The sequence below is a fragment of the Microcoleus sp. N3A4 genome (assembly GCF_036701805.1).
Lineage (GTDB): Bacteria > Cyanobacteriota > Cyanobacteriia > Cyanobacteriales > Microcoleaceae > Microcoleus.
Genome location: NZ_JAUBRJ010000068.1, coordinates 12,390 through 33,435 on the forward strand (window position 1 = coordinate 12,390; position 21,046 = coordinate 33,435).

At 45.6% G+C, this 21,046-nt stretch carries 14 protein-coding genes; 10 read left to right on the plus strand and 4 right to left on the minus strand.

The window, feature by feature from the left end; all coding sequences use genetic code 11:
- Nucleotides 1-117: 117 nt before the first annotated feature.
- Nucleotides 118-2,769, minus strand: a complete 2,652-nt coding sequence (gene alaS / locus QUA56_RS28730) for an alanine--tRNA ligase (RefSeq protein WP_333365067.1) — start codon at nucleotides 2,767-2,769, stop codon at nucleotides 118-120.
- Nucleotides 2,770-3,304: 535 nt separating this feature from the next.
- On the opposite strand from alaS, the gene QUA56_RS28735 reads away from it, so the two are divergent.
- From QUA56_RS28735 to QUA56_RS28770, 8 genes are all read left to right on the plus strand, one after another.
- The gene (locus tag QUA56_RS28735) at nucleotides 3,305-3,433 is read left to right on the plus strand and encodes a hypothetical protein (protein WP_333365070.1); all 129 of its coding nucleotides are present in this window, start codon (nucleotides 3,305-3,307) and stop codon (nucleotides 3,431-3,433) included.
- Nucleotides 3,434-3,759: 326 nt separating this feature from the next.
- Entirely contained in the window at nucleotides 3,760-4,368 is a 609-nt protein-coding gene (locus tag QUA56_RS28740) for a hypothetical protein (RefSeq protein ID WP_333365073.1), read from the plus strand.
- A 6-nt stretch (nucleotides 4,369-4,374) separates the two neighbouring features.
- Nucleotides 4,375-7,074, plus strand: a complete 2,700-nt coding sequence (locus tag QUA56_RS28745; protein WP_333365075.1) for an OmpA family protein — start codon at nucleotides 4,375-4,377, stop codon at nucleotides 7,072-7,074.
- A 2-nt stretch (nucleotides 7,075-7,076) separates the two neighbouring features.
- Complete coding sequence (locus QUA56_RS28750; protein ID WP_333365078.1) at nucleotides 7,077-7,613, plus strand: Rab family GTPase; 537 nt, start codon at nucleotides 7,077-7,079, stop codon at nucleotides 7,611-7,613.
- On the plus strand, nucleotides 7,610-9,163 hold the full coding sequence (locus QUA56_RS28755) for a PAS domain-containing sensor histidine kinase (RefSeq protein ID WP_333365081.1): 1,554 nt from the start codon (nucleotides 7,610-7,612) through the stop codon (nucleotides 9,161-9,163). The genes QUA56_RS28750 and QUA56_RS28755 overlap by 4 nt, the downstream gene beginning before the upstream one ends.
- Before the next feature lie 155 nt (nucleotides 9,164-9,318).
- Nucleotides 9,319-12,129: an adenylate/guanylate cyclase domain-containing protein gene (locus QUA56_RS28760; RefSeq protein ID WP_333365084.1), complete on the plus strand. Its 2,811-nt coding sequence runs from the start codon at nucleotides 9,319-9,321 to the stop codon at nucleotides 12,127-12,129.
- 51 nt (nucleotides 12,130-12,180) lie between these two features.
- Nucleotides 12,181-15,570 (plus strand): PAS domain S-box protein, encoded by a 3,390-nt coding sequence (locus QUA56_RS28765; RefSeq protein ID WP_333365087.1) that lies wholly within the window; start codon nucleotides 12,181-12,183, stop codon nucleotides 15,568-15,570.
- Between the two features lie 4 nt (nucleotides 15,571-15,574).
- Nucleotides 15,575-16,693 carry an ATP-binding protein gene (locus tag QUA56_RS28770; RefSeq protein WP_333365089.1) on the plus strand — a complete coding sequence of 373 codons (1,119 nt, stop codon included), beginning with the start codon at nucleotides 15,575-15,577 and terminating at the stop codon, nucleotides 16,691-16,693.
- Between the two features lie 116 nt (nucleotides 16,694-16,809).
- Here the strand turns inward: QUA56_RS28770 and QUA56_RS28775 are convergent, their stop codons facing one another.
- Nucleotides 16,810-18,054, minus strand: a complete 1,245-nt coding sequence (locus QUA56_RS28775) for an FAD-binding oxidoreductase (RefSeq protein ID WP_333365125.1) — start codon at nucleotides 18,052-18,054, stop codon at nucleotides 16,810-16,812.
- A 211-nt stretch (nucleotides 18,055-18,265) separates the two neighbouring features.
- Between QUA56_RS28775 and QUA56_RS28780 the strand changes: the two genes are divergently transcribed.
- Both QUA56_RS28780 and QUA56_RS28785 read left to right on the plus strand, forming a co-directional pair.
- Nucleotides 18,266-18,544, plus strand: a complete 279-nt coding sequence (locus tag QUA56_RS28780) for a hypothetical protein (protein ID WP_333365092.1) — start codon at nucleotides 18,266-18,268, stop codon at nucleotides 18,542-18,544.
- 53 nt (nucleotides 18,545-18,597) lie between these two features.
- Entirely contained in the window at nucleotides 18,598-19,137 is a 540-nt protein-coding gene (locus tag QUA56_RS28785; protein WP_333365095.1) for a DUF2231 domain-containing protein, read from the plus strand.
- A 311-nt stretch (nucleotides 19,138-19,448) separates the two neighbouring features.
- On the opposite strand, the gene cutA is transcribed toward QUA56_RS28785, so the two are convergent.
- On the minus strand, nucleotides 19,449-19,781 hold the full coding sequence (cutA, locus tag QUA56_RS28790) for a divalent-cation tolerance protein CutA (protein WP_333365097.1): 333 nt from the start codon (nucleotides 19,779-19,781) through the stop codon (nucleotides 19,449-19,451).
- Between the two features lie 251 nt (nucleotides 19,782-20,032).
- Nucleotides 20,033-20,932 (minus strand): pentapeptide repeat-containing protein, encoded by a 900-nt coding sequence (locus QUA56_RS28795; RefSeq protein ID WP_333365100.1) that lies wholly within the window; start codon nucleotides 20,930-20,932, stop codon nucleotides 20,033-20,035.
- Between the last annotated feature and the right edge of the window lie 114 nt (nucleotides 20,933-21,046).

Below are 21,046 nucleotides of genomic sequence, written 5' to 3' on the forward strand. Positions count from 1 at the left end.
CAAGCTATGGCACGACACGGATTTTGACACGGATACACCGATGGATTAGGGATTAATTGATTAGGAAATCGGCGATTTTCAACCGCCGGGTTCCTCAACGGCCGAGTTTCTTCCTAATTAACCCAACCCTTCAACTAACAGATTGCGAGCACTTTCCAACGCTTCCTGCAACTTACTTGCATCGCGTCCCCCAGCTTGCGCCAAATTCGGCCGCCCGCCGCCTTTTCCGCCGCAAATTTGAGCAATTCCCCCGATAAACTTGCCAGCTTGCAATCCTTTCTTATTGACTTCAGGACTAAAAGCAGCCACCAAACTTACCTTGTCCGGTTCAGGAATTGATGCCAAAACAACCGCAGCATTTCCTAACTTTTGCTGCAATCTTTCCGCCGCAGTTTTCAGCGCTTCTGTATCCACATCACCCAATTGAGCTACAATGATTTTGAATTCGCCGATCGCCTCAGCCGCACTCAGCAACTGGTCGGATTTCGCGATCGCCAATTCCGACTTGACAGCAGCCAAATGTTTCTGAGTATCCTTCAACTCATTCTGCAAATTAGTAATCCGGTTCGGCAATTCTTCAGGCTTGGCCTTAAATCGATCGCCCAAATCGCGCACCACCTTATCCCGCACGTTCAAATAGTCCAAAACAGCTTGTCCCGAAACCGCTTCAATCCTGCGAGTTCCCGCCGCTACCCCCGCTTCGGAAACAATCTTAAACAGCCCGATTTCTGCGGTATTGCTGACGTGAGTCCCGCCGCACAATTCCATCGAAACGCCGGGAAAATCGATCACCCGCACCACATCGCCGTACTTCTCGCCAAACATCGCAGTCGCGCCTTTTTCCCTCGCAATGGCGATCGGCATTTCTGCAACGACCGCAGCGTGGGCTTCAGCAATCCAACTATTAACTAAATCCTCAATTTTCTGCAACTCTTCTGCTGTGACAGCGCGCGGAGAATTGAAATCAAACCGCAATCTTTCTGACGATACCAGCGAACCAGCTTGCGAAATCGAATCGTCCACAATTTTCCGCAAAGCTGATTGTAATAAGTGAGTTGCTGTGTGGTTAGCCTGAATTCGGCGGCGACCGCTATTGTCAATCTTCGCAGTAATACTATCGCCAACTCTCAGGGTTCCCCGTTCCACCAAGCCGAAATGCACGAAGAAATCCGATTCCTTCTTCACATCATCAACTCTTACTAACAAACCATCACCATTATCTCCGCTTTTTAAATAGCCTTTATCCCCAATTTGTCCGCCGGATTCTGCATAAAACGGCGTTTGGTTCAACACAACTTGTACCTCAGTGCCGGCGGCTGCTTCATCCACAGATTTGCCGTCAATCAAGATAACTTCCACCTCAGCTAAACTCGACAATTCAGCATAACCAACAAACTCAGTTCCTTGGATTGTTTCAGCCAACTTATCCAAAGAACCCTGCACCGTCAAATCGATTGTTTGGCGAGCATCTTTAGCGCGAATTTGCTGTTCCTTCATCGCGGCTTCAAAGCCGTCCAAATCCACAGTAATTCCCTGTTCCTCAGCAATTTCTTGAGTCAGTTCTAAGGGGAAACCGTAGGTATCGTAAAGAGTGAAAGCATCTTTACCGCTGATTTGTTGGTTGGTTTGCTGTTTTGTGCGATCGACAATTTCCTCCAGCAGCTTCTCTCCGCGTTCCAAAGTCTTGAGAAACTGCGCCTCTTCCCTTGCCAATTCCGCCTTAATTTGAGCTTCCCGCTGCCGCACGTTCGGATAAGCTGCTTCCGAAAGGCCGATCGCACTTTCAGCCACCCGCACCGTAAATTCGCCCTGAATTCCAATCAGTCGCCCGTGGCGCACCACCCGGCGAATCAACCGGCGCAAAATGTAACCCCGACCCACATTCGACGCGCGAATTTCGTCCGCAATCATGTGCACCACAGCCCGAATGTGGTCGCCAATTACTTTCAGCGAAACCTTGACTTTTTCATCGCTATTGTGGTAATCAATCCCGGCAAGTTCCGCTGCCGATTGAATGATCGGAAAAATCAAATCTGTTTCGTAATTATTGGGGACTTTCTGGAGGATTTGCGCCATCCGTTCCAGTCCCATGCCAGTATCAATATTTTGATTTTGCAGCGGTGTTAAATTGCCCTCTGCATCTTTATTGTACTGCATGAAAACCAGGTTGTAGAATTCAATAAACCTGCTATCATCTTCGAGGTCAATATTGTCGCCTCTTTCTGGATGGAAATCGTAGTAAATCTCGGAACACGGGCCGCAGGGGCCAGTCGGGCCGGATTGCCAGAAATTGTCATCTTCTCCCATGCGCTGAATGCGATCGCCCGGAATGCCAATTTCATCGCGCCAAATTGCAAAAGCTTCGTCATCTTCTCGGAAAACGCTAACAACCAAATTGGACGCTGGTAAACCGAAAACTTCGGTGGAAAGTTCCCAAGCCCAGGCGATCGCCTGTCTCTTGAAATAATCCCCAAAACTGAAATTGCCCAACATCTCAAAAAACGTGTGGTGGCGGGCGGTACGGCCGACGTTTTCGATGTCGTTGGTGCGGATGCACTTTTGCGAAGTGGTAGCGCGCGGTGATTCTGCCGCCCGTTGGCCGAGAAATATCGGTTTAAATTGCAGCATTCCGGCGATCGTCAGCAACACTGTCGGATCTTCGGGCACCAAAGAAGCACTCGGCAAGATTTTATGTCCCCGCTGAGCATAAAAGTCGAGGAATGTTTGGCGGATTTGGCTGCCACTGAGAAACTTAGGAGAAATAGACATGACAAAAACAGTTAAGTATGTAAAGATGTAGCAGCAATAGAACTTACATCTATGTGGATATTTATATCATTATACTTAGTAATGTAAAGACCTATCAAGTTTTGCAAATTGTGCTTTACTGCTCGGAAAGCTCGTGCTAACTTAATAATAGACACCCGGACAGAAAGAGAAAGGAGGTCGCTATATTTAGAAAGAAAGTTCGAGGATATAGGCATGGTGTCTCCGGTCTAGATTCCCAAGCGCAGCAGAAATTAACCGAACACAACTTGGAATAGTGGCGAACTGCCGATCGAGCAGTCAAGCCAAACAGCAGTCGAGTCAGACTTAGTTGTAGTTGCGGATTAAAAGTAAAGCTGCACAAGTTGTAAACCCTAGTAAGTAACACTCAATCGGAAACACATCTCGTTTGTTAGAAAAAACAAAGCTCTCCTATTATTGGGTCTGGTCGCTGTCGATCGGGCCCTATGAATTGTTATAGGACGATCGCAAGAGGAGAGGGTTAGAGAGGGAGAGAGGGCAGAGTTCGACGGCATAAGTGCTTTCTGCTGAAAGGAAACTTCCCTCGGAGCCGATCGGCGATCGATCGATCGGTGCAGCTTTTGAGTTATATTTTATACATAAGACCTGTGCGATCGCGCCCGCAGCCCAAGCGCTGTGCTATTAGGCACTCTCAAGATGCGATATCATTGAAGATGTCGGTTACAAGACATTAAAACCCACCCCCTGTATAGCAGGGAAGTCTACGCTCCTCTGAGCTTGCTGCAAGGCAAGGATAGCAAACCCCCATTTTGGGTGACAATACCCGGCTCAAGAATTTGAATCTCAGGATATTTAGAGTCAAAACACTAAAAAATCCCCTCCCCGACGCAGGGGTGAGAGTTCAAACAATAAAATGCCACCCAATTCAAAAAAGCTAGTGCCGCCAACAACTTTCGTAAATCACTAGCACAGTTCTTAAACTCACAATCTCCGGAGATTCCAGGTACAAGTATGGCCGAAATAACTAAAGAAGAAATGCGGGAACGGCTGGGAAATATCGACCAGATTCGCGATATAATTTTTGGAGCGCAGCTTAGAGAATACGATAACCGCTTCGATAAAATAGATTCCGACTTGTCGATGATGCAGCAAGATATGCAAGCTCGCATCGAACAGGTGAAAACAGTTCTGTCCGCAGAAATGAAGGCGGCAGTTGATTCGTTAGAAAAGAAAGTTAAATCGCTCACCTCAAACACCCAAGAAGAAAGCGCAGACATCCGTCAGCAAGTCGATCGCGTTAACCGGAAATTCTCCAGCAGCATTGAAGCCCTCGACGAGGCGATCGACAATCAAACCAGTTCGCTTCGCGACGAACTATCCCAAAACAGAGAGCGACTCTCCGAAGAAACTCGCACATTAAAAACACAGGTTTTTGAAGAACTCGACCGGCGCTTTTCCATGCTCAGAGATGTTAAAGTTTCCAGAGACGACATGGCAGAAATTCTGTTTGAACTCGGCATGAGGCTCAAAGGAACAGAATTTGTTCCCGAACTTAAAGGCGTTGCTGATAATAAGTTAAATAACGAATTTCTGTTGCCGGAGCGCCACCATCACGGATAATAACGCATGGCTTCACCGAAAGAAAATCCGGCTGAAGAAAATGAGTTAGAGGGTTTTGTTTCTCAACCTGACGAGTCTGCTGCCGGTACAGCAACCCAGCTAGAACCCTTGCTGAATCTGTTAGTCGATCTCAAAATTATTGCTGGTTCAAACCAGCAAAATGCAGAGCCCGAAGGTGACAGCAGCGGCGAAAACGATCGAGCTGGGGATCTCGGCGGGTTGATGGATTTGTTAGGTATTTCTTCAGAAAAGCAAGAGGAAGTTGCAGCGAGTCTGCCCGAAACTGGCGATCGCGAACCCGAGTCTGGCGATTTGTGGGATGTTAAAGATGAGTTCAAAAGTTTGCTGTTCGCTACTCACAAACTCAACACTTCAGAACTGGAAAAAGACTATTTCTCCGCTAAAACTATAGATGTTTCAGCGATCGCCCAGCCGGATTTGGAGGAGAAATCAGAGCCACTCCCAGAGTTGTCTAACTTGACAATGAAAGATTCTCTACAGGAAGTACAGGCTCAAAAATCCCACGGGTTCGATCGGCATTTACAGGATGTTTCCCCTCCCGAAACCGATTCAAAATTCTCGGTAATTCCCCATAACCCCATAGTTTCCCCAGTCTCAAATCCACCAGAAACTGGATATTTAGATGCTGCGATGGCTTCAGCTATAGAAATCCCAAACTTACTAGAACAGCCGACAGAAATATTAGGCCAAATTAAACAAGATTTAAATGAAGCCGACAGCGCGATGGAAAGGCTGCAAAATCTGATGTTCGGCTCAAAAATGTCGGATATCGAACAAGTCAAAAATCTGCTGGCAGAAAACGACTTGCCGGGGGTGCGCCACCTGATGGCAAAAATCGACGATAAATTAGGAAAATTGGAGCACCAAATCTACGAGCCCCAAGAGTTGATTGAGTTGATGCTGCCTTGGATCGCAGAAATTCTCAGCCGCAAAATTGCCGATTCCAGAGAAGAAGTTGTCAAGGCGATCGGGCCAATTATTGACGAAGTAATTAGGGCAAAAACTCAGGAAAACAAGTCGGCAATGAGTGCGGCAATAGCTGAGCTGCTGCCCGACGCACTTGCTCAACAAATAGTCAATTCGCCAGCGGATATTGCTCGCGCGATCGCCCCAGAAATCGGTCTGGCAATTAAAGAGCAAATTCGCCTCGACCAAGAGTCGATCGCTCAAGCCCTCGCCCCGGAAATGGGCAAAGCGATTACAGCCCAAATAAAACTCGAACGCGACTCTATGGTGGATGCCCTCTATCCCGTAATTGGCAGTACAATTTCCCGATACATGGCAGAAGCTATCAAGACAATCAATGAAAAAGTGTCAAATGCCCTCAGCGTCGAAGGAGTTCAGCGCAAAATTCGCTCCAAAGTACAAGGAGTCTCCGAAGCTGAATTAATCCTCAAAGAATCAGTACCCTTTACCGTCCAAGCAGCATTCTTAATTCACAAAGCATCAGGCTTGATAATTTCCGAATTTCAAAACTCAGAAAGCTACCAGTTAGAATCAGAAATGGTAGCAGGAATGCTGACAGCTATTCGCAGCTTTGTTAACGAGTGCATCGTGCAGCCGGGAGAATCTTCCGAACTAAATCAAATTGAATACGGTGACTCAAAAATTCTGCTAGAAGTAGCGGGATATTGCTACATGGCAGTCGCTATCAAAGGAGAACCGCCACACTCGTTCATCAACAAACTGCGGCAAACCGTTACTAATCTCATCCTTAATTATGCTAAAGTAATTCACGAGTTTAACGGCGATCCCGGTACTATACCTGAGTCCCTGCACCCGTACATAAAAAGTTTATTCGACCCGCTGCAAACGGAAAAATCAACAAAACCCCCGATCGCCCTAGCGGCTATCAGTTTAGCCGCCCTGAGCTTAATCTTAGTACCTTGGGGAATTTATCAGTACCACCGCAGCATTGACCGCCGCCTCGAAGCAAATGCCGCTTTAGCTTTAGCATCGACCCCAGAATTAGCGGTTTACCGCTTAAATGCCGGCGTTGAGGGCAACACTCTCAAGTTAACCGGACAGTTGCCAAATGCACAATTGCGGGCAAAAGCTGCAAAAATAGCTGCATCAACTGCACCCAATCTGAAATTAGAAAATAAAATTGTTGCTGTAGATGTTCCCCCAGATCCTGTTTTGGCAGCGGCTGAAGTGCAGCGGATCACCGCTGTTTTGAACCGCTTGTCGGGCGTTTCTATTTCTAGTCGGTATGGCGATCGCAAAGTTACAGTATATGGCACAGTTATAGACCTAGCAGACACACAGAAAATAGCTCAGTCCTTGAAGCAAATTCCCGGTGTTCAGTCGGTCATCAGTACGGTTAAATTAGATCCCCTGAAAATTACAACCCGCATCTACTTCGAGCCAGGAACCACAAAATTAGACTCTACATATGGAGAAATCATCGCCAGTGTCAAAAATTTCATGGATCAATATCCTCAAAAACATATTAAGATAATTGGGCACAGCGATCGAACTGGGGAACTTGCTACAAATCAACAGTTGTCGCTCAAGCGTGCCGCAGCAGTGCGAGATGCTTTAGTGCGACAAGGTGCTGACCCGAAGCGCCTCCAAACCGTCGGCAACCCCAATCCTCCTGCCGACGTGGAACCCAATCAACCGCGACTTTTAAGCAGATGCGTGCTATTTGAACCAATAACTAAGACTATAAACAGCAAATAATTATGTCAGTTACTATATCTAAAAAAATGTGCATGATCGGCGATTTTGGCGTCGGTAAAACCAGCCTGATCCGCCGTTTTGTCGATCGGCAATTCAGCGACCAGTATCTCTCCACTGTGGGAGTAAAAATTTCTCGCAAAAGCATCATCTTAGAAAACACAAAACGGCAGGAAATCGTCACAGCACAGTTGCTAATTTGGGACTTAGAAGGGCATACAAAATTCAAAGGCATAGCACCGACTTACTTGCAGGGAGCTAGCGGTGTTTTAATCGTTGCCGATGTCAGCCGATCCGAAACAGTTGAGCGAATCTCCGAACACATTCAGCTTTTTTCTTCAGTCAATCCTAAAGGGTCAATAATCGTCGCTTTGAACAAAGTAGACTTGATTGACGAGGAAAAATTGGCGCTGCTAGTGGAAATATCCCATTCGATAGGTCAAGACAAAGTAATAGCAGTTTACGCGACATCTGCTAAAACAGGCAAAGACGTTGACGAAATCTTCTATAAACTAGCTTACACAATGGTAGAACAAGTATGAACCCCCTTTTGAAAAAGCTGTTGGAGCCGCGAAAAACCGAGTATTTTGTAGTAAATCACCATTTCATCATTCAGGAAACCTCCGCCAAAGTGCAGCATTATGCCGATACTCCGGGCGACGCGATACCCGGTGCAGATGCTCGCATGAGTTTTCCCGAACTGATTGGCATTGAAAATATCCTCATGTCTATCATTACGGGACGGCGGCCGAGTTTTGAACTCAAAGGTATCGCTCGGTTTACCGACCACAACCGCCCTTTATACTTTGATCTGTTGGCTATCAAACATGAAGACGAACAAGAAAATGTGCCCAGTAAATTGCTAATTTTGATTGAAGATGCCACCGAAAAGATGGTGATGAAGCAATCGTTGATTCAGAGGGCGAATGAAGCTAATCTTTTGGTGAGCGCCTTAGCCGCTTCTAACGATTATATAGATAAAGTTATTCGCTCGATGGGCGATGCTTTGTTGGTGACAACAACATTAGGAACTATCAAAACAGTCAATCAATCGGCACAATGGTTATTTGGGTACAGCGAAGCAGAATTGATCGGCCACCCCCTCTCCACAATAGTAGTCGAAGAAAAATTGCTTTACCAAGCTCGCCACCGCTATATTTTGTCTCATCAAGAGCTGCTCAAAGAACTGGAAGTAATCTGCACTACTAAAGCAGGAGAAGAAATTTGGGTAGAATTTTCCTGTTCGGCAATTCAGACAGAATTACAGGAACTTTACGATTTCATCTATATTGGCAGAGACATCACAGAACGCAAGCAACAAGAAATAGAAATTCGCCGCTCTTTGGCAAAAGAGCAAGAACTCAGACAGGTAAAATCTCGTTTTTTTTCGATGCTCGCTCACGAATTCGGCAATCCTTTAAATACAATATTATTTGCTACTAAAATCCTCCAAGACTACGGCGACGAAATCACCGACGCGGAAAAACAAGAATACCTCCAACACGTTAAATCAGCATCTAAACACATGGCTCAGCTATTAGATGACGTGCGGCTGCTCAGCAGCGCCGAAGCCGGAAAACTCGAATTCAATCCCGCACCAGTTGACTTACAAAAATTTTGCAGCGAGTTAGTAGAATCAATTAAAATTAGTTACGCAAAAAATCATACAATTAATTTTATTTGTCCCGAATTAGTTGCGCCCGTAAAAAAAATAGAGAACGAGTCGGAGGAAACGGAACACTGGCCCGCACTCGATGCAAAATTGCTGCGGCACATCTTGACAAATTTGCTGTCAAATGCTGTCAAATATTCGCCGATCGACAGCAATATTTATTTTGAATTAAATTGTGACAATGAAGAAGCTAAATTTCAAATTAAAGACGCAGGCATTGGCATTCCTATCGAAGACCAAGAACAACTGTTTGAATCTTATTACCGAGCCCAAAATGTCGGAAAAATACCAGGTACAGGACTGGGTTTATCCATAGTGAAGCTGTGTGTAGACTTGCACGGAGGTAAAATCGAATTTTCCAGCGACACAGGGTTAGGCACTACCTTTATCGTCAAAATTCCATTTTACAAACAGAGATAAATATAGCGTTTCTCAGTAACATGAGGTAATATTGGGCATAGGGAATAGGGCATAGGGAATAGGGCATAGGGCATACCTCACCACGCTTGAGAACCGCTATAGATTAATTTCAGATAATTCGGTACAAAGGGCGCATTCACTACTACAAATCTCACATGAAAACCTTATTAAAAAAACTGTTAGTTCCCCACCACTTGGAGTACCTAGCACTCGATAAAGACTTTTTAATCCAAGAAATCTCTCTCAAAGTGCAGCGGTTTGCCGATAGTCCCGAGGAAGTAGTCGCCGGCAACGATGTCCGCATTCCCTTTCCAGAATTGGTGGGAACTGAAGAAATTTTAATCGATATTTTTGAAAGACGTTTGCCCAATTTTGAATTAAAAGCGATCGCGCGGGTATTAGGAAATGGTTTGCAGCTTTATTTTGATATGTATATAGTCGAGTTCAACAATGACGATAATTATCAGAGATTAATTGTATTTTTTGAAGACGTAACCGACAGAATGGGTTTGGAACAAACTCTAGTCCAAGCTACCAATGAAATGAATATTTTGTTGAGTACCTTAGCCGCTACTAATAATTATGTTGAAAAAATTATTAGTTCAATGGTCGAAGTTTTATTGGTAACAACAGCCTCGGGAAAAATTAAAAAAGTCAATCAAGCGGCTCAAGATTTGTTCGGTTACAGCGAATCAGAATTAGTAGGCCAGCAAATAGACGCTCTTGCTGCTTTTGGCGGATCTTTGCAAGCAGTCAGCCAAGATATGCCTCAACAATCTCAAACTAACACCGAAGTAATTTGCCGGGCCAAAAACGGACAAAAACTAACAGTTTCGTTTTCCTGTACGGCGATTTCGACTGACATTAAAGGCATTTTTCAAGCAAGAGCCGCCGTTCAAGATTTCGTGTACATCGGCCGCGATGTGACAGATAGACAGCGCGCCCGCCAGCGACAAATAGTTCAGTACGCAACCACCCGCATCCTGTCGGCATCCGAAACAATCAAAAAAGGTCTAGCAGCAATTCTCCCCGTAATTTGCGACAGCTTGGGATGGGATACCGCCGAACTTTGGATGCCAGAAGCTGGGGAAAAACTGCTGTCAGAAACTAAGAGAATAACTGCGGTTTCCGACCCCAATTTGCTTCGGTGCGTCGCCAGTTGGACAAAACGCTCTGTTTCTATCCCCAAATTTGCCGAATTTACCGAACAAATGACCTGTGCGTTTGGTGAAGGATTGCCCGGTCTCATTTGGGCCAGCGGTTCCTCTCAGTGGATTGCAGATGTCACAGAAAGCGACTGTTGTCTGCGCCGAGAAATCGCCGCCCAAGAAGGACTGCACGGAGCTTTTGGCTTCCCAATTTTGGGCGACTGCGAGCAGGAAAATTCTGCCAGGTCTGTGTTGGGGGTAATGACTTTCTTCAGCCGGGAAGTGCAGTGTTTTGATGAAGAATTGCTCCAGACAATGGCAACCATCGGCAGCCAACTGAGTCAATTTATCAAGCGCAAGCAAGCGGAAATAGCTTTGCGGGAAAGCGAAGAACAACTGCGAGACTTATTTGAAAATGCTACTGACTTAATTCAAAGTATTGGAGCCGACGGTCATTTTTTGTATGTAAATCGGGCTTGGCGGGAAACTCTGGGCTACAGCGAAGCAGAAATTGCTCAAATGACTGTGTTTGATATTATTCATCCCAACAGTTCCCAAGAGTCTCTGGATATATTGTATCAAGCTATTATCAATAAAAACGTCAATGAAAATACACTTTATCCAGACTCAATTCAAGCAATATTTATTACTAAACATCACGAACAAATTTTGTTGGAAGGTAGCATAAGCTGTAAATTTGCGGAAGGTTCGCTAGTAGCGGTTCGCGCTATTTTGCGAGACATTACTGCTCGAAAGATGGCAGAAGACGCCCTAGCAAAATCTGTGTCCCTGCTGCAAGCAACTTTTGATTCTACGGGGGACGGTATTTTAGCTATTGACAGCAGAGGAAAAATAGTCACTTTCAATCGAGAATTTGTGGAAATGTGGGGCATACCTAATGAAGTGATGGCACTCCGAGACGACGCCGCAACGATCGCCTTTGTCCTGAACCAACTCAAAGATCCCCAAGCATTTCAAGAGAGAATAGAATCGCTTTACGAACAGCCTGAAGCCGAAAGTTACGACTTGTTGGAATTTCAAGATGGCAGATGTTTTGAACGCTATTCGCAACCGCAGCGGCTCGGAGAGAAAATTATCGGCAGAGTCTGGAGTTACCACGACATTACGGAACGCAAGCAAGTAGAAGATGCCCTGCGGGAAGAACAAGAAAAATCAGAAAACCTGCTGTTAAATATCTTACCCAAGGCAATAGCAGAACGCCTCAAGCAAAACGAAACTACTATTGCCGAATACTTTCCGGAAGTGACTGTTTTGTTCGCCGACATTGTGGGGTTTACTGCTTTGTCTGCCGTCATGAATCCGATCGAACTCGTGGAGCTCCTCAATCAGATTTTCTCAGGATTCGACCTTTTGTGCGAACGGCACGGGTTAGAAAAAATCAAGACCATCGGCGACGCATACATGGCAGTAGGAGGACTGCCTGAACCCAGGACAGACCACGCAGAGGCGATCGCCCAAATGGCGCTAGATATGCAAGCAGAAATAGCCAGATTTAATGCTAACAATAATAAATATTTTAGCATCCGCATCGGCATTCACAGCGGCCCGGTTGTTGCCGGAGTAATTGGCATCAAGAAGTTTATTTACGATTTGTGGGGCGACACGGTAAATATTGCTTCCCGCATGGAATCTCACGGTTTGCCTTGGCGAATTCAAGTCAGCGAAACTACTTATAAGTTAGTAGAACACAAATATTTGTTTCAGGAGCGGGGAACTATTGAAGTTAAAGGGAAAGGGGGAATGAAAACTTATATTCTCATCGGACAAAATAAGGTCGGTCATCAGTCATCTGGCTGATGACAAAAAGTGTTGCTAAAGTTAACTAGCAATACTTTTTGGCCAAGACTGATGGAACTTGCTAGTTTGCCGGCAAATTTACGATCGCCTTTAGAATTTGTCGATCGCCACCCTGTGACGGTTGCTCCCTCCACTTCCCTCGAAGATGCGATCGCCCTGATGCGTCGGGCGATCGACCCTTGTCCGCTGCCTAATTCACCTGCGCTTCCCGACTCAAACGAAACGGTAAAAGCATCGATTAGTTGCGTCTTAGTTGTCGATGAAAATCAGCTAATCGGACTGCTAAGCCCCCGAGATGTGCTGAACTTAGTCGCCACCGAATCTGGATGGCAAACAATGAAAGTCGCCGACGCAATGACGCGAAATTTAATTATCTTAAAAGAATCTGAATTTACAAATGTTTTTACCGCATTTAAGCTGTTTTGTCAACACTCGATCGATTGCTTGCCAATTGTGGACGAACGCGGTCAGCCCGTAGGTTTAGTCAGCGAAAACAGGATACGCCGAGAAATTTACAGGCGAGTTAAAAAGTTGCAGCAAAAAGTTGTCAAACTTCAGCAAAAACAGTGTGAAATCTTAGAAAACCAGTCAGAAATCGCCAAACAAGTCAGCGATCGCCAAAATGCCGAAAATGCCCTGGGGGAGAGCGAAGCCCGCTACCGGGCTATTGTGGAAGACCAAACCGAACTGATTTGCCGCTACCTCCCCGACGGCAGAAGGACATTTGTCAATCAAGCTTACTGCCGTTATTTCGGCGTGCAACCAGAAGACTTGCTCGGTAACAGCTTCCTGCCGCTGATTTTAGAAAAAGACCGAGAATCTTTTCTGGAGCAATATAATTTATTATCTCCCGACAAGCCTTTTTTTACTTCCGAACACCAAGTAATTTTGCCAAGTGGCGAAATTCGCACTCACCAGTGGATCGATCGGGCAATCTTTGACGAGACAGGAAAAATCGTTGAGTATCAAGCTGTGGGTCGAGATGTGAGCGATCGCACGCTTGCAGAAACCGCTTTGCAAAAACTCAACGCAGAGTTAGAACAGCGAGTCCAGCAACGCACTGAACGCTACAAACAAGCCGTATTAGCAGGTAAATTGACCGCAGAAAAACTGCAAAACTCCGAAGCCGAACTGCTGGCGCACTTTAATGCCATGACGGATGTCGTGCTGGTTTTCGATGCAAGCGGCCGCTATCTCAAAGTCGCCCCTACGGCTCCCGAACTGCTGTACAGAGGGGTTCCTGAAATGCTAGGCAAAACCCTCGCCGAAATCTTCCCAGAAGCGGAAGCTAATTTTTTCCTGGGGCACATTCGCCAAACCTTGGCAACTCAGAAAACCCACAGAGTTGAATACAGCATGGAAATTGGTGGCAAGTTAATCTGGTTTGATGGCAGTATTTCGCCGCTGGCGGTCGATCGGGTGATCTGGGTGGCCCGAGACATTACCGCTCGCAAACACGCAGAAGCTGCGCTGCAAAAGAGCGAGGAAAAGTTTCGCAACTTATTTGACGATGCTCCGATCGCGATCGCTTTGACAAGCGTGCGCGACTACCGCACGATCGAAGTGAATGAAGCTCACCGCCAGATGTTGGGCTACAGCGATGCGGATTTGGCTACCATGACCTTTACTGACCTCACGCATCCAGAAGATTTACAAGCAGATGTGGAGCAAATTAAGCAGTTGGTGGAGGGCAATATTCCTCGCTTCCAAATGGAAAAACGCTTGATTAAGAAAAATGGCGAGTTGATGTGGGCCAACTTGACGGTGACACTGATCCGCGATCGCGAGGGCATTCCTCTCTACAGCATGGGGGCGATCGAAGATATCAGCGATCGCAAGCGAGCAGAAATGGAATTGCAACAGTTAAAAGAACGGCTGCAATTTTTGCTCGCTTCTAATCCGGCGGTAATTTTTACAGCCGCACCGGCGGGGGATTTTTGTACTACTTACATCAGCGACAACGTTAAGACAATGGTTGGCTACGACCCCCAAGAGCTGTTAGCAAATCCTAAGTTTTGGGCGAGCCGCATTCACCGTGAAGATCGGCGACAATTTACAGTTAAATTTTCTGAATTGTCCGAAGGTAAAAATTGCATTAGCGAGTACCGCTTTCTGCACCGAGACGGACTTTACCGCTGGCTGCGGACGGAACTAAAACTATTGGTTGACAGCAGGGGCATTCCGATCGAAATTATTGGTTATGCCGCCGATATCAGCAATTCTAAATACGCCGAAATCGCTAGGGGGCAGCAGTTCGAGCAAGAACGGCTCGTGGAGGCGATCGCCCGCCGCGTCCGCCAGTCTTTGCAATTAGAAGAAATTCTCAACACCACGGTTGCGGAACTCCAGCAAGTATTGTTAGCCGATCGAGTTTTGGTTTATCAAATTTTACCCAAAAAGGGCGGGCTAGTCATTGCTGAAGCCGTGGCAGAAGGATGCAGCCAACTCGTGAATAGATATTTTGGCGAAGAGGTTTTTCCGATTGAAAGTTATCAGCTTTATATGCAAGGGCGAATTTGTGCGATCTCCGAACTATATGACCCCTGCATTACACCTTGTGTGGTAGAGTTTATGAAACTGATTGAAGTTAGGGCAAAGTTAGTAGTGCCGATTATTCAGCACAGCCAACTTTGGGGATTGCTGATTGCCCACCAATGCGATCGCCCTCGTAAGTGGCAAGAATGGGAAATCAATTTATTTCAGCAGTTAGTGAATCAATTGGCGATCGCCATTCAGCAATCTCTACTTTACCAGCAACTGCAAGCTGAACTGAGCGAGCGCAAACAAGCGGAAGCAAATTTGAAAAACTCCCTGAAAGAAAAAGAAATTTTGCTCAAAGAAATTCACCACCGCGTCAAAAACAACCTCTGCGTAGTTGCCAGTCTGTTAGAATTGCAATCGAACACAGTTGCCGACCCGCAATTAAGCAAAATGTTTGAAGAAAGTCAGAATCGCCTTAATTCTATGGCTCTGATTCACGAGAAACTGTACCGCTCGACCAACCTGGCGCAAATTAATTTTGGCGAATATCTCGAAGATTTGGTAAGTAACTTGTTTCACTCTTACAATATTAGCGACAACCGCATTCTGTTGCAGGTATTAGCTGAACCAATTTCCTTAAATCTTGAAACGGCTACTCCCTGCGGTTTAATTGCTAATGAATTGGTTTCAAATACCCTAAAACACGCTTTTCCTGATGGCGCAACTGGTACAGTTAGTGTAGAATGCTATCAAACGAGCGATCGGGAAATCCACCTTTTCGTTAAGGACAACGGCATTGGCTTTCCTCAAAACTTAGATTTTCGGAAAACTAACTCGATGGGGTTTCAAGTCGTCTGCACTTTAACCGAGCAATTAGAAGGAACCATCGAACTTTCAACACAAATTGGTACAACATTTTACTTAAAATTTCACGAATTAAACTACTCTCAAAGGTTGTAAAACTATGAATATCCCAGAAAAATCCATTAGTATTTTGATAGTCGAAGACGAACTGTTAATTGCTAAGAATTTATCTCCAAAATTAGAAAAATTGGGATATCAAATCGCCGATATCGTTTCTTCAGGAGCCGATGCCATCCAGCGCGCCGGCGAACTAAAACCAGATTTAATCTTAATGGATATAGTCATCAAAGGCGACATTGACGGCATAGAAACAGCAGCAATAATTAATCAAGAATTAGATATCCCAATTATCTATACAACTGCCTATGCCGACGACGAAACTTTGCAGCGAGCCGAAAATACTGGTTCTTACGGCTACCTCCTCAAACCTTTTAAAGAAAGAGAACTGCACGCGACCATCAAGATAGCGCTGAGCAAACATCAAGAAGCAGTTAGTATGAAAACATTAATTGCATTAGCAGCAGCGAAAAGCGAAAACAGATCGCGCTTTATTTCAATGGCTTACCACGATTTAAACACTCCTTTAACTACCATACAGCTATCGGCTGAAATGCTGGAAGATAGCGAATTGCAGAGGACGCCAGGAATTAGCAATAAAAATCTCGATCGCATTAAAAAAGCCGTCAGTAATATGAGTGAATTGCTGGAGGAAATTTTAATGCTCAGCAAAGCAGAATCTGGCAAACTTTCCTTGAATTTAAACCAGGTAAATATGATTGATTTGTGCAAATCTATTTTAGAAGAAATACAACCCATCGCTACTCAAAAACACTTAGTAACTTTCCACACTCAAGCAAAAAAAATCCAAGCTGATGTGGATGCAAAACTGGTGCAACACCTCCTCACTAATTTGCTGTCAAACTCTATAAAATATTCTCCAAATGGTGGGACTGTCAGTCTAGAATTAAGGTGTGAGGGTAAACAAGTAATTTTTTGCGTTCAAGATGAAGGAATTGGCATGACACCGGAATATCAGGAGAGATTATTTCAGCAGTTTGAACGGGGTGCTAATGTAGGCAAGATTAAAGGCTCAGGGTTGGGACTTTGCATTGTCAAACACATAGTTGACCTGCACGGGGGTACAATAAGTGTGGAAAGTGAACTCGATAAAGGTACTACATTTATTGTCGCGCTGCCTTTTTTAGTCAGTAGTCAGTAGTCAGTAGTCAGTAGTCAGTAGTCATTAGTCATTAGTCATTAGTTAGTAGTCATTAGTTAGTAGTCATTAGTTAGTAGTCATTAGTCATTAGTCATTAGTTAGTAGTCATTAGTCATCTATCCTTCTGCCTTCTTCCTTCTGCCTTCTGCCTTCTGCCTTCTGCCTTCTGCCTTCTGCCTTCTTTCTTCTGCGATAAATCGACTGGGAGACAAAAGCTCGATCGCCCTATCTTCTTCTCCCCCCGCTGCCTTAGCAAATCGCTCAGCCAAAGCAGGTACAATAGTCAAAGCATTGCTGAGACCAGAAAAAACGTGCAATCCAGGGCGAGATCCAATTTCCCCCACTACGGGCAAATTATCCGCGCTAAATGCCACAATACAATCGTGCCAAGTTGCCGGTAAATTTTCCAAAGCAGGCAAAACCTTGCCGATACCTGCACGAATTGCCTTTTCGCTAGTTTGGCGATCGACTTTAGCATTCAAATCGCTCAAAGTGCGAGACAATTGCCCGATCCGCAAACTCCCATCATTAAACTGAATTGCACCAGCATCTAACACCGGCGGCTGTAACTCTTTACCCGGTTCATCCCAAAGAAAATTTACCTCACTTTTACTCGATTCAGCTTCCAATTCAAAACGTTTTAATAGCGCAGGCATCACCAAAGTCCTGAGTTTCAAATCCACAGGTGCAGTTGACAAAATCTCCGCGCGAGTAAAATAAACTTCCACAGAAACACCAGCCGCCTTCAGCAAACTCCGACTCCAACCTCCAGCACAAACAACAGCATTTTCACAACAATAAATTTCCTGTGCTGTCTTGACTCCCGAAATCCGATTTCCCTCTTCGATCAACCCAACTACTTCAGCAAATTCTATAGTTCCTCCCAACCGCACAAACCCTTGACAATAAGCTTTATTTGTGGCTGTAGGCGAAATGTGACCGTGACGCACAGTCAGAGCTCCGGCGATCGCACTTTTATTCAGCAAAGGTTCCAACTCGCCAGCTTCTGCAACGCTCAAAAGCTGCGGAACAATCGCAAAATCCGCGTAATTAGCCGCTACTGTTTCGGCATCAATACCCGAATCAATTGTCAGCAACAAATCCAACTCGCGAAACTCAGTATCAGCATCTAATTCCGCCGATAAATTGCGGTGGCGTTCGATACCTTCCCGACACAATTGACGAGTTAAATCAGTCGTCCCCGACCAATAAGCCAAGCCGCCGTAACTAAAACGAGTCGCATTTTGCATGGTAGCATCTCGTTCCAAAAGCAGCACAGCAAAACCTTTTTTTGCTAGTTCATAACTCAGTGCCGCACCCGTAATGCCGCCGCCGACAACAATCCAATCGTAACTTTTCATGGGCAATTCAAAGGGAAGGAAAATATCGTGCTTCGATTTTAGCTTAGGTTTTTTTGGAACAAGCCGCAAAGCCTCTTCCTGTAGGTAGATGCTGCCTGCGATCGCCCTAACTGAAACTTCCACCCCTCGGGAGATGTTTGTGCAGGGAGATTTTTCGTTCAATAGTAGCAATTAGAGTAAGCAAAAAATTAGAAATACCAGAGAGGTTTTTATGAGTACCGACAAACCAGGCAAAGATATGGAGCGCACTGTCAATCCGGGCGATCGCATTTCCGACGAACCGCAAACCATCGAAGAAAAAGCCCAGCAACTGGCAGTTGACCACGTGCCCGACATCACGGGAGATGTTGTTACAGTTCCAACTTATGTGGTCGTAGAAGAACCGGATGGGGAAAAGAAAGCTTTGCACCACGTCAAAGACGCCGACGAAATTTCCGACGTAATTCGGCAGGCCCGCGTTGACGAAAATGGCGAGCGGATTTGGGATTAACTTCAATTCAATAAAAACGGGCTTTGTAGGTAGAACACCGATCGCTAGAAATCATGGAAACAAATCAAATAAATAATACACCCTATCCCAATATTCCGCCGATTCTCGAAAGTGACGATACAGAGTATCGCGACGCTGGGATTACAAGTACAGTTTCAGTTGCAGGTCATCCCCTCCACCCAGTCCTGATCGTGTTTCCGGTAGCCTTTTTAGTAGGAGCCGCCGGCACGGATATCGGTTATTGGCTGACCAGCGATCCGTTTTGGGCGAGAGCTTCGGTTTGGCTGATCGGTGCCGGTTTTGGTGCGGGGGTTTTGGCGGGAATCACGGGCTTTTTAGATTTTTTCAAAATTAAAAGAGTGCGCGAGCGCAGTGCCGGTTGGTTGCACATGGGCGGCAATGTGGCGGCTTTGGTACTTTCCCTGATTAACCTGGTTTTGCGACAAGGAAATCCGGCTGAGCCGATCGTATATACAGGTTTAGCAATATCGATCGTCGTGGCAACCTTGCTGGGCGTTACAGGCTGGTTCGGCGGCGAACTAAGTTTTCGCCACAAAGTCGGCGTCATCGGCCCTACCAGTCATAATTCGTAGGTTTCCGATCGTTTGTAGTAGGGATTCCAGTCCCTCTTCATATCAAATCCGGTTACGTCGGAATCATACAGTAGTAGTGCGAGCGTCTCGCTCGCGGCATGGATCGTTCGCTATGGACGCTCGCACCGATCATCCAAATATATAATTCCGATCCAACCGGAAACGATATCATTGGATAATTTAGGACTAAAGTCCGGGAGTATCCCGTTTTTGCTTTCACACGAGTGCGATCGTCCCGCTCGCTAGAGATACGCAAGCGAGCGGGACGATCGCACTCCTAAAAAACGCTTTTTACCAAATTGGGATGCTCCCTAAACTTCTGACTGCAAACTTAAAGATTTGCCGATCCAATCGAGATAGGCATCGCTGCCAGCGATAATAGGAATAGCAATAATTTCGGGAACTTCATAGGAATGGAGTTCCTGTACTTTTGTTTTTAAAGCTTCAAATTTAGCCAAATCTGTTTTAATCAGCAATTGCCACTCTGACTCGGAATGAATCTTCCCTTGCCAAGTATAAATAGAGCGAATTGGTGACAAACTCACACAAGCAGCCAGCTTGTGTTCAACTAAAGATTTCGCGAGATTCTCCGCCTCTGCCTCCGAACCCGCAGTTACCAGCACCACCCCGAAATTAACTGTCATAACGATTTGAGATTAAAGAATTGATTTGAACAGAAAACAATGAGCGCATTCCCTCGTCGGGACACGGCATTGCCGTTTCCCTACGGATGCTTTTGATAATTGGTATTAGAAACCGGGTTTTTCAACCAACATACTTGATTTAAACCCTAAATCTCGCTAAAAAAAACCGATTTCTTTGTGGGCGATTGCGTCCATTGATTTTAAAGCACTGCGAGCCTCCCAATTCCCAATTCCCAATTCCCAATTCCCAATTACCTATTCTTAATTTCTGCAACTTCCCAAGAATTGACTTTGCCCGCCGCAGCCAAGGAAAAATAGCGCCTTGTAGATTCCGGCAAAATAGCTCCCGCCAACAAAGCATTATCAAAATTAGCTCCTATTAACGTCGCCTCGCTCAAATCTGCTGCCATCAAATCTGCTTGACACAGCTTTGCCCAATTCAGATTTGCCCCTCTCAAACAACTTCCCCTCAACTTAGCCCCGGTTAAGTTCGCTCCCGCCAACTTCACCCCCCGCAACTGAGCCGCGCTGAAATTAGCCCCCGCCAAATTCGAGCCTTCCAAATTAGCTCCCATCAGTTTAGCTTCGCTCACGTTAACGCCGCTCAAATCTGCACCGCAGAGATTCACCCCTGTCAACTGCGCTCGCCGCAGACTGACTCCTGTTAATTGAGCACCAAAAAGTTTTGCACAGTTGAGCTTTGCACCGTAAAGGTTTGCCCATTTAAAATTAGCTCCCGTCAGATTTGCGCCTAACAAGTTAACTAATTGCAACTCGGCGCTGCACAAATTGGCATTCCACAACACAGCACCCCGCAGGTTGGCGCCGGTTAAAGTTGCGCCGCTTAACTTTACTTTGGGCAATTTTGCTTTTACAAAAAAAGCTCCGCTCAAATTAGCTTTTGTCAAATCTGCGCCTGAGAGTTTGGTTTCTCCCATTTTGGCAAAAGTCAGATTTGTTCTTTGCATCTGTGCGCCTTTGAGTGTTGCTTTGGTGAGAAATGTCCTGCTGAGGTTCGCCCCGGAAAGATTGGCTCGGGAAAGGTTGACTCCGATTAAGATGGCTCCGCTGAGGTTCGCCCCGCTGAGGTCGGCTCCAGCAAAGTCTCTTTCTCCTTTTTCGTAATTGTTGAGCAGTTCGCTAACTTCCATAGGGCTTGATACCTTCTATGATTGGGGGGTTCGATCGAGAAATCTTTACTCTTAAGGTTTCAGCAATTAAACTGTTTCAGCAATTAGACTGTTTCAGCGTCCGATAAAACTGTA

What these genes read in the sequence shown, in the direction of transcription:
- alaS (WP_333365067.1), bottom strand. Translation starts at nt 2,769, where the DNA reads ATGTCTATTTCTCCTAAGTTTCTCAGTGGCAGCCAAATCCGCCAAACA.
- QUA56_RS28740 (WP_333365073.1), top strand. Translation starts at nt 3,760, where the DNA reads ATGGCCGAAATAACTAAAGAAGAAATGCGGGAACGGCTGGGAAATATC.
- QUA56_RS28745 (WP_333365075.1), top strand. Translation starts at nt 4,375, where the DNA reads ATGGCTTCACCGAAAGAAAATCCGGCTGAAGAAAATGAGTTAGAGGGT.
- QUA56_RS28750 (WP_333365078.1), top strand. Translation starts at nt 7,077, where the DNA reads ATGTCAGTTACTATATCTAAAAAAATGTGCATGATCGGCGATTTTGGC.
- QUA56_RS28755 (WP_333365081.1), top strand. Translation starts at nt 7,610, where the DNA reads ATGAACCCCCTTTTGAAAAAGCTGTTGGAGCCGCGAAAAACCGAGTAT.
- QUA56_RS28760 (WP_333365084.1), top strand. Translation starts at nt 9,319, where the DNA reads ATGAAAACCTTATTAAAAAAACTGTTAGTTCCCCACCACTTGGAGTAC.
- QUA56_RS28765 (WP_333365087.1), top strand. Translation starts at nt 12,181, where the DNA reads ATGGAACTTGCTAGTTTGCCGGCAAATTTACGATCGCCTTTAGAATTT.
- QUA56_RS28770 (WP_333365089.1), top strand. Translation starts at nt 15,575, where the DNA reads ATGAATATCCCAGAAAAATCCATTAGTATTTTGATAGTCGAAGACGAA.
- QUA56_RS28775 (WP_333365125.1), bottom strand. Translation starts at nt 18,054, where the DNA reads ATGAAAAGTTACGATTGGATTGTTGTCGGCGGCGGCATTACGGGTGCG.
- QUA56_RS28780 (WP_333365092.1), top strand. Translation starts at nt 18,266, where the DNA reads ATGAGTACCGACAAACCAGGCAAAGATATGGAGCGCACTGTCAATCCG.
- QUA56_RS28785 (WP_333365095.1), top strand. Translation starts at nt 18,598, where the DNA reads ATGGAAACAAATCAAATAAATAATACACCCTATCCCAATATTCCGCCG.
- cutA (WP_333365097.1), bottom strand. Translation starts at nt 19,781, where the DNA reads ATGACAGTTAATTTCGGGGTGGTGCTGGTAACTGCGGGTTCGGAGGCA.
- QUA56_RS28795 (WP_333365100.1), bottom strand. Translation starts at nt 20,932, where the DNA reads ATGGAAGTTAGCGAACTGCTCAACAATTACGAAAAAGGAGAAAGAGAC.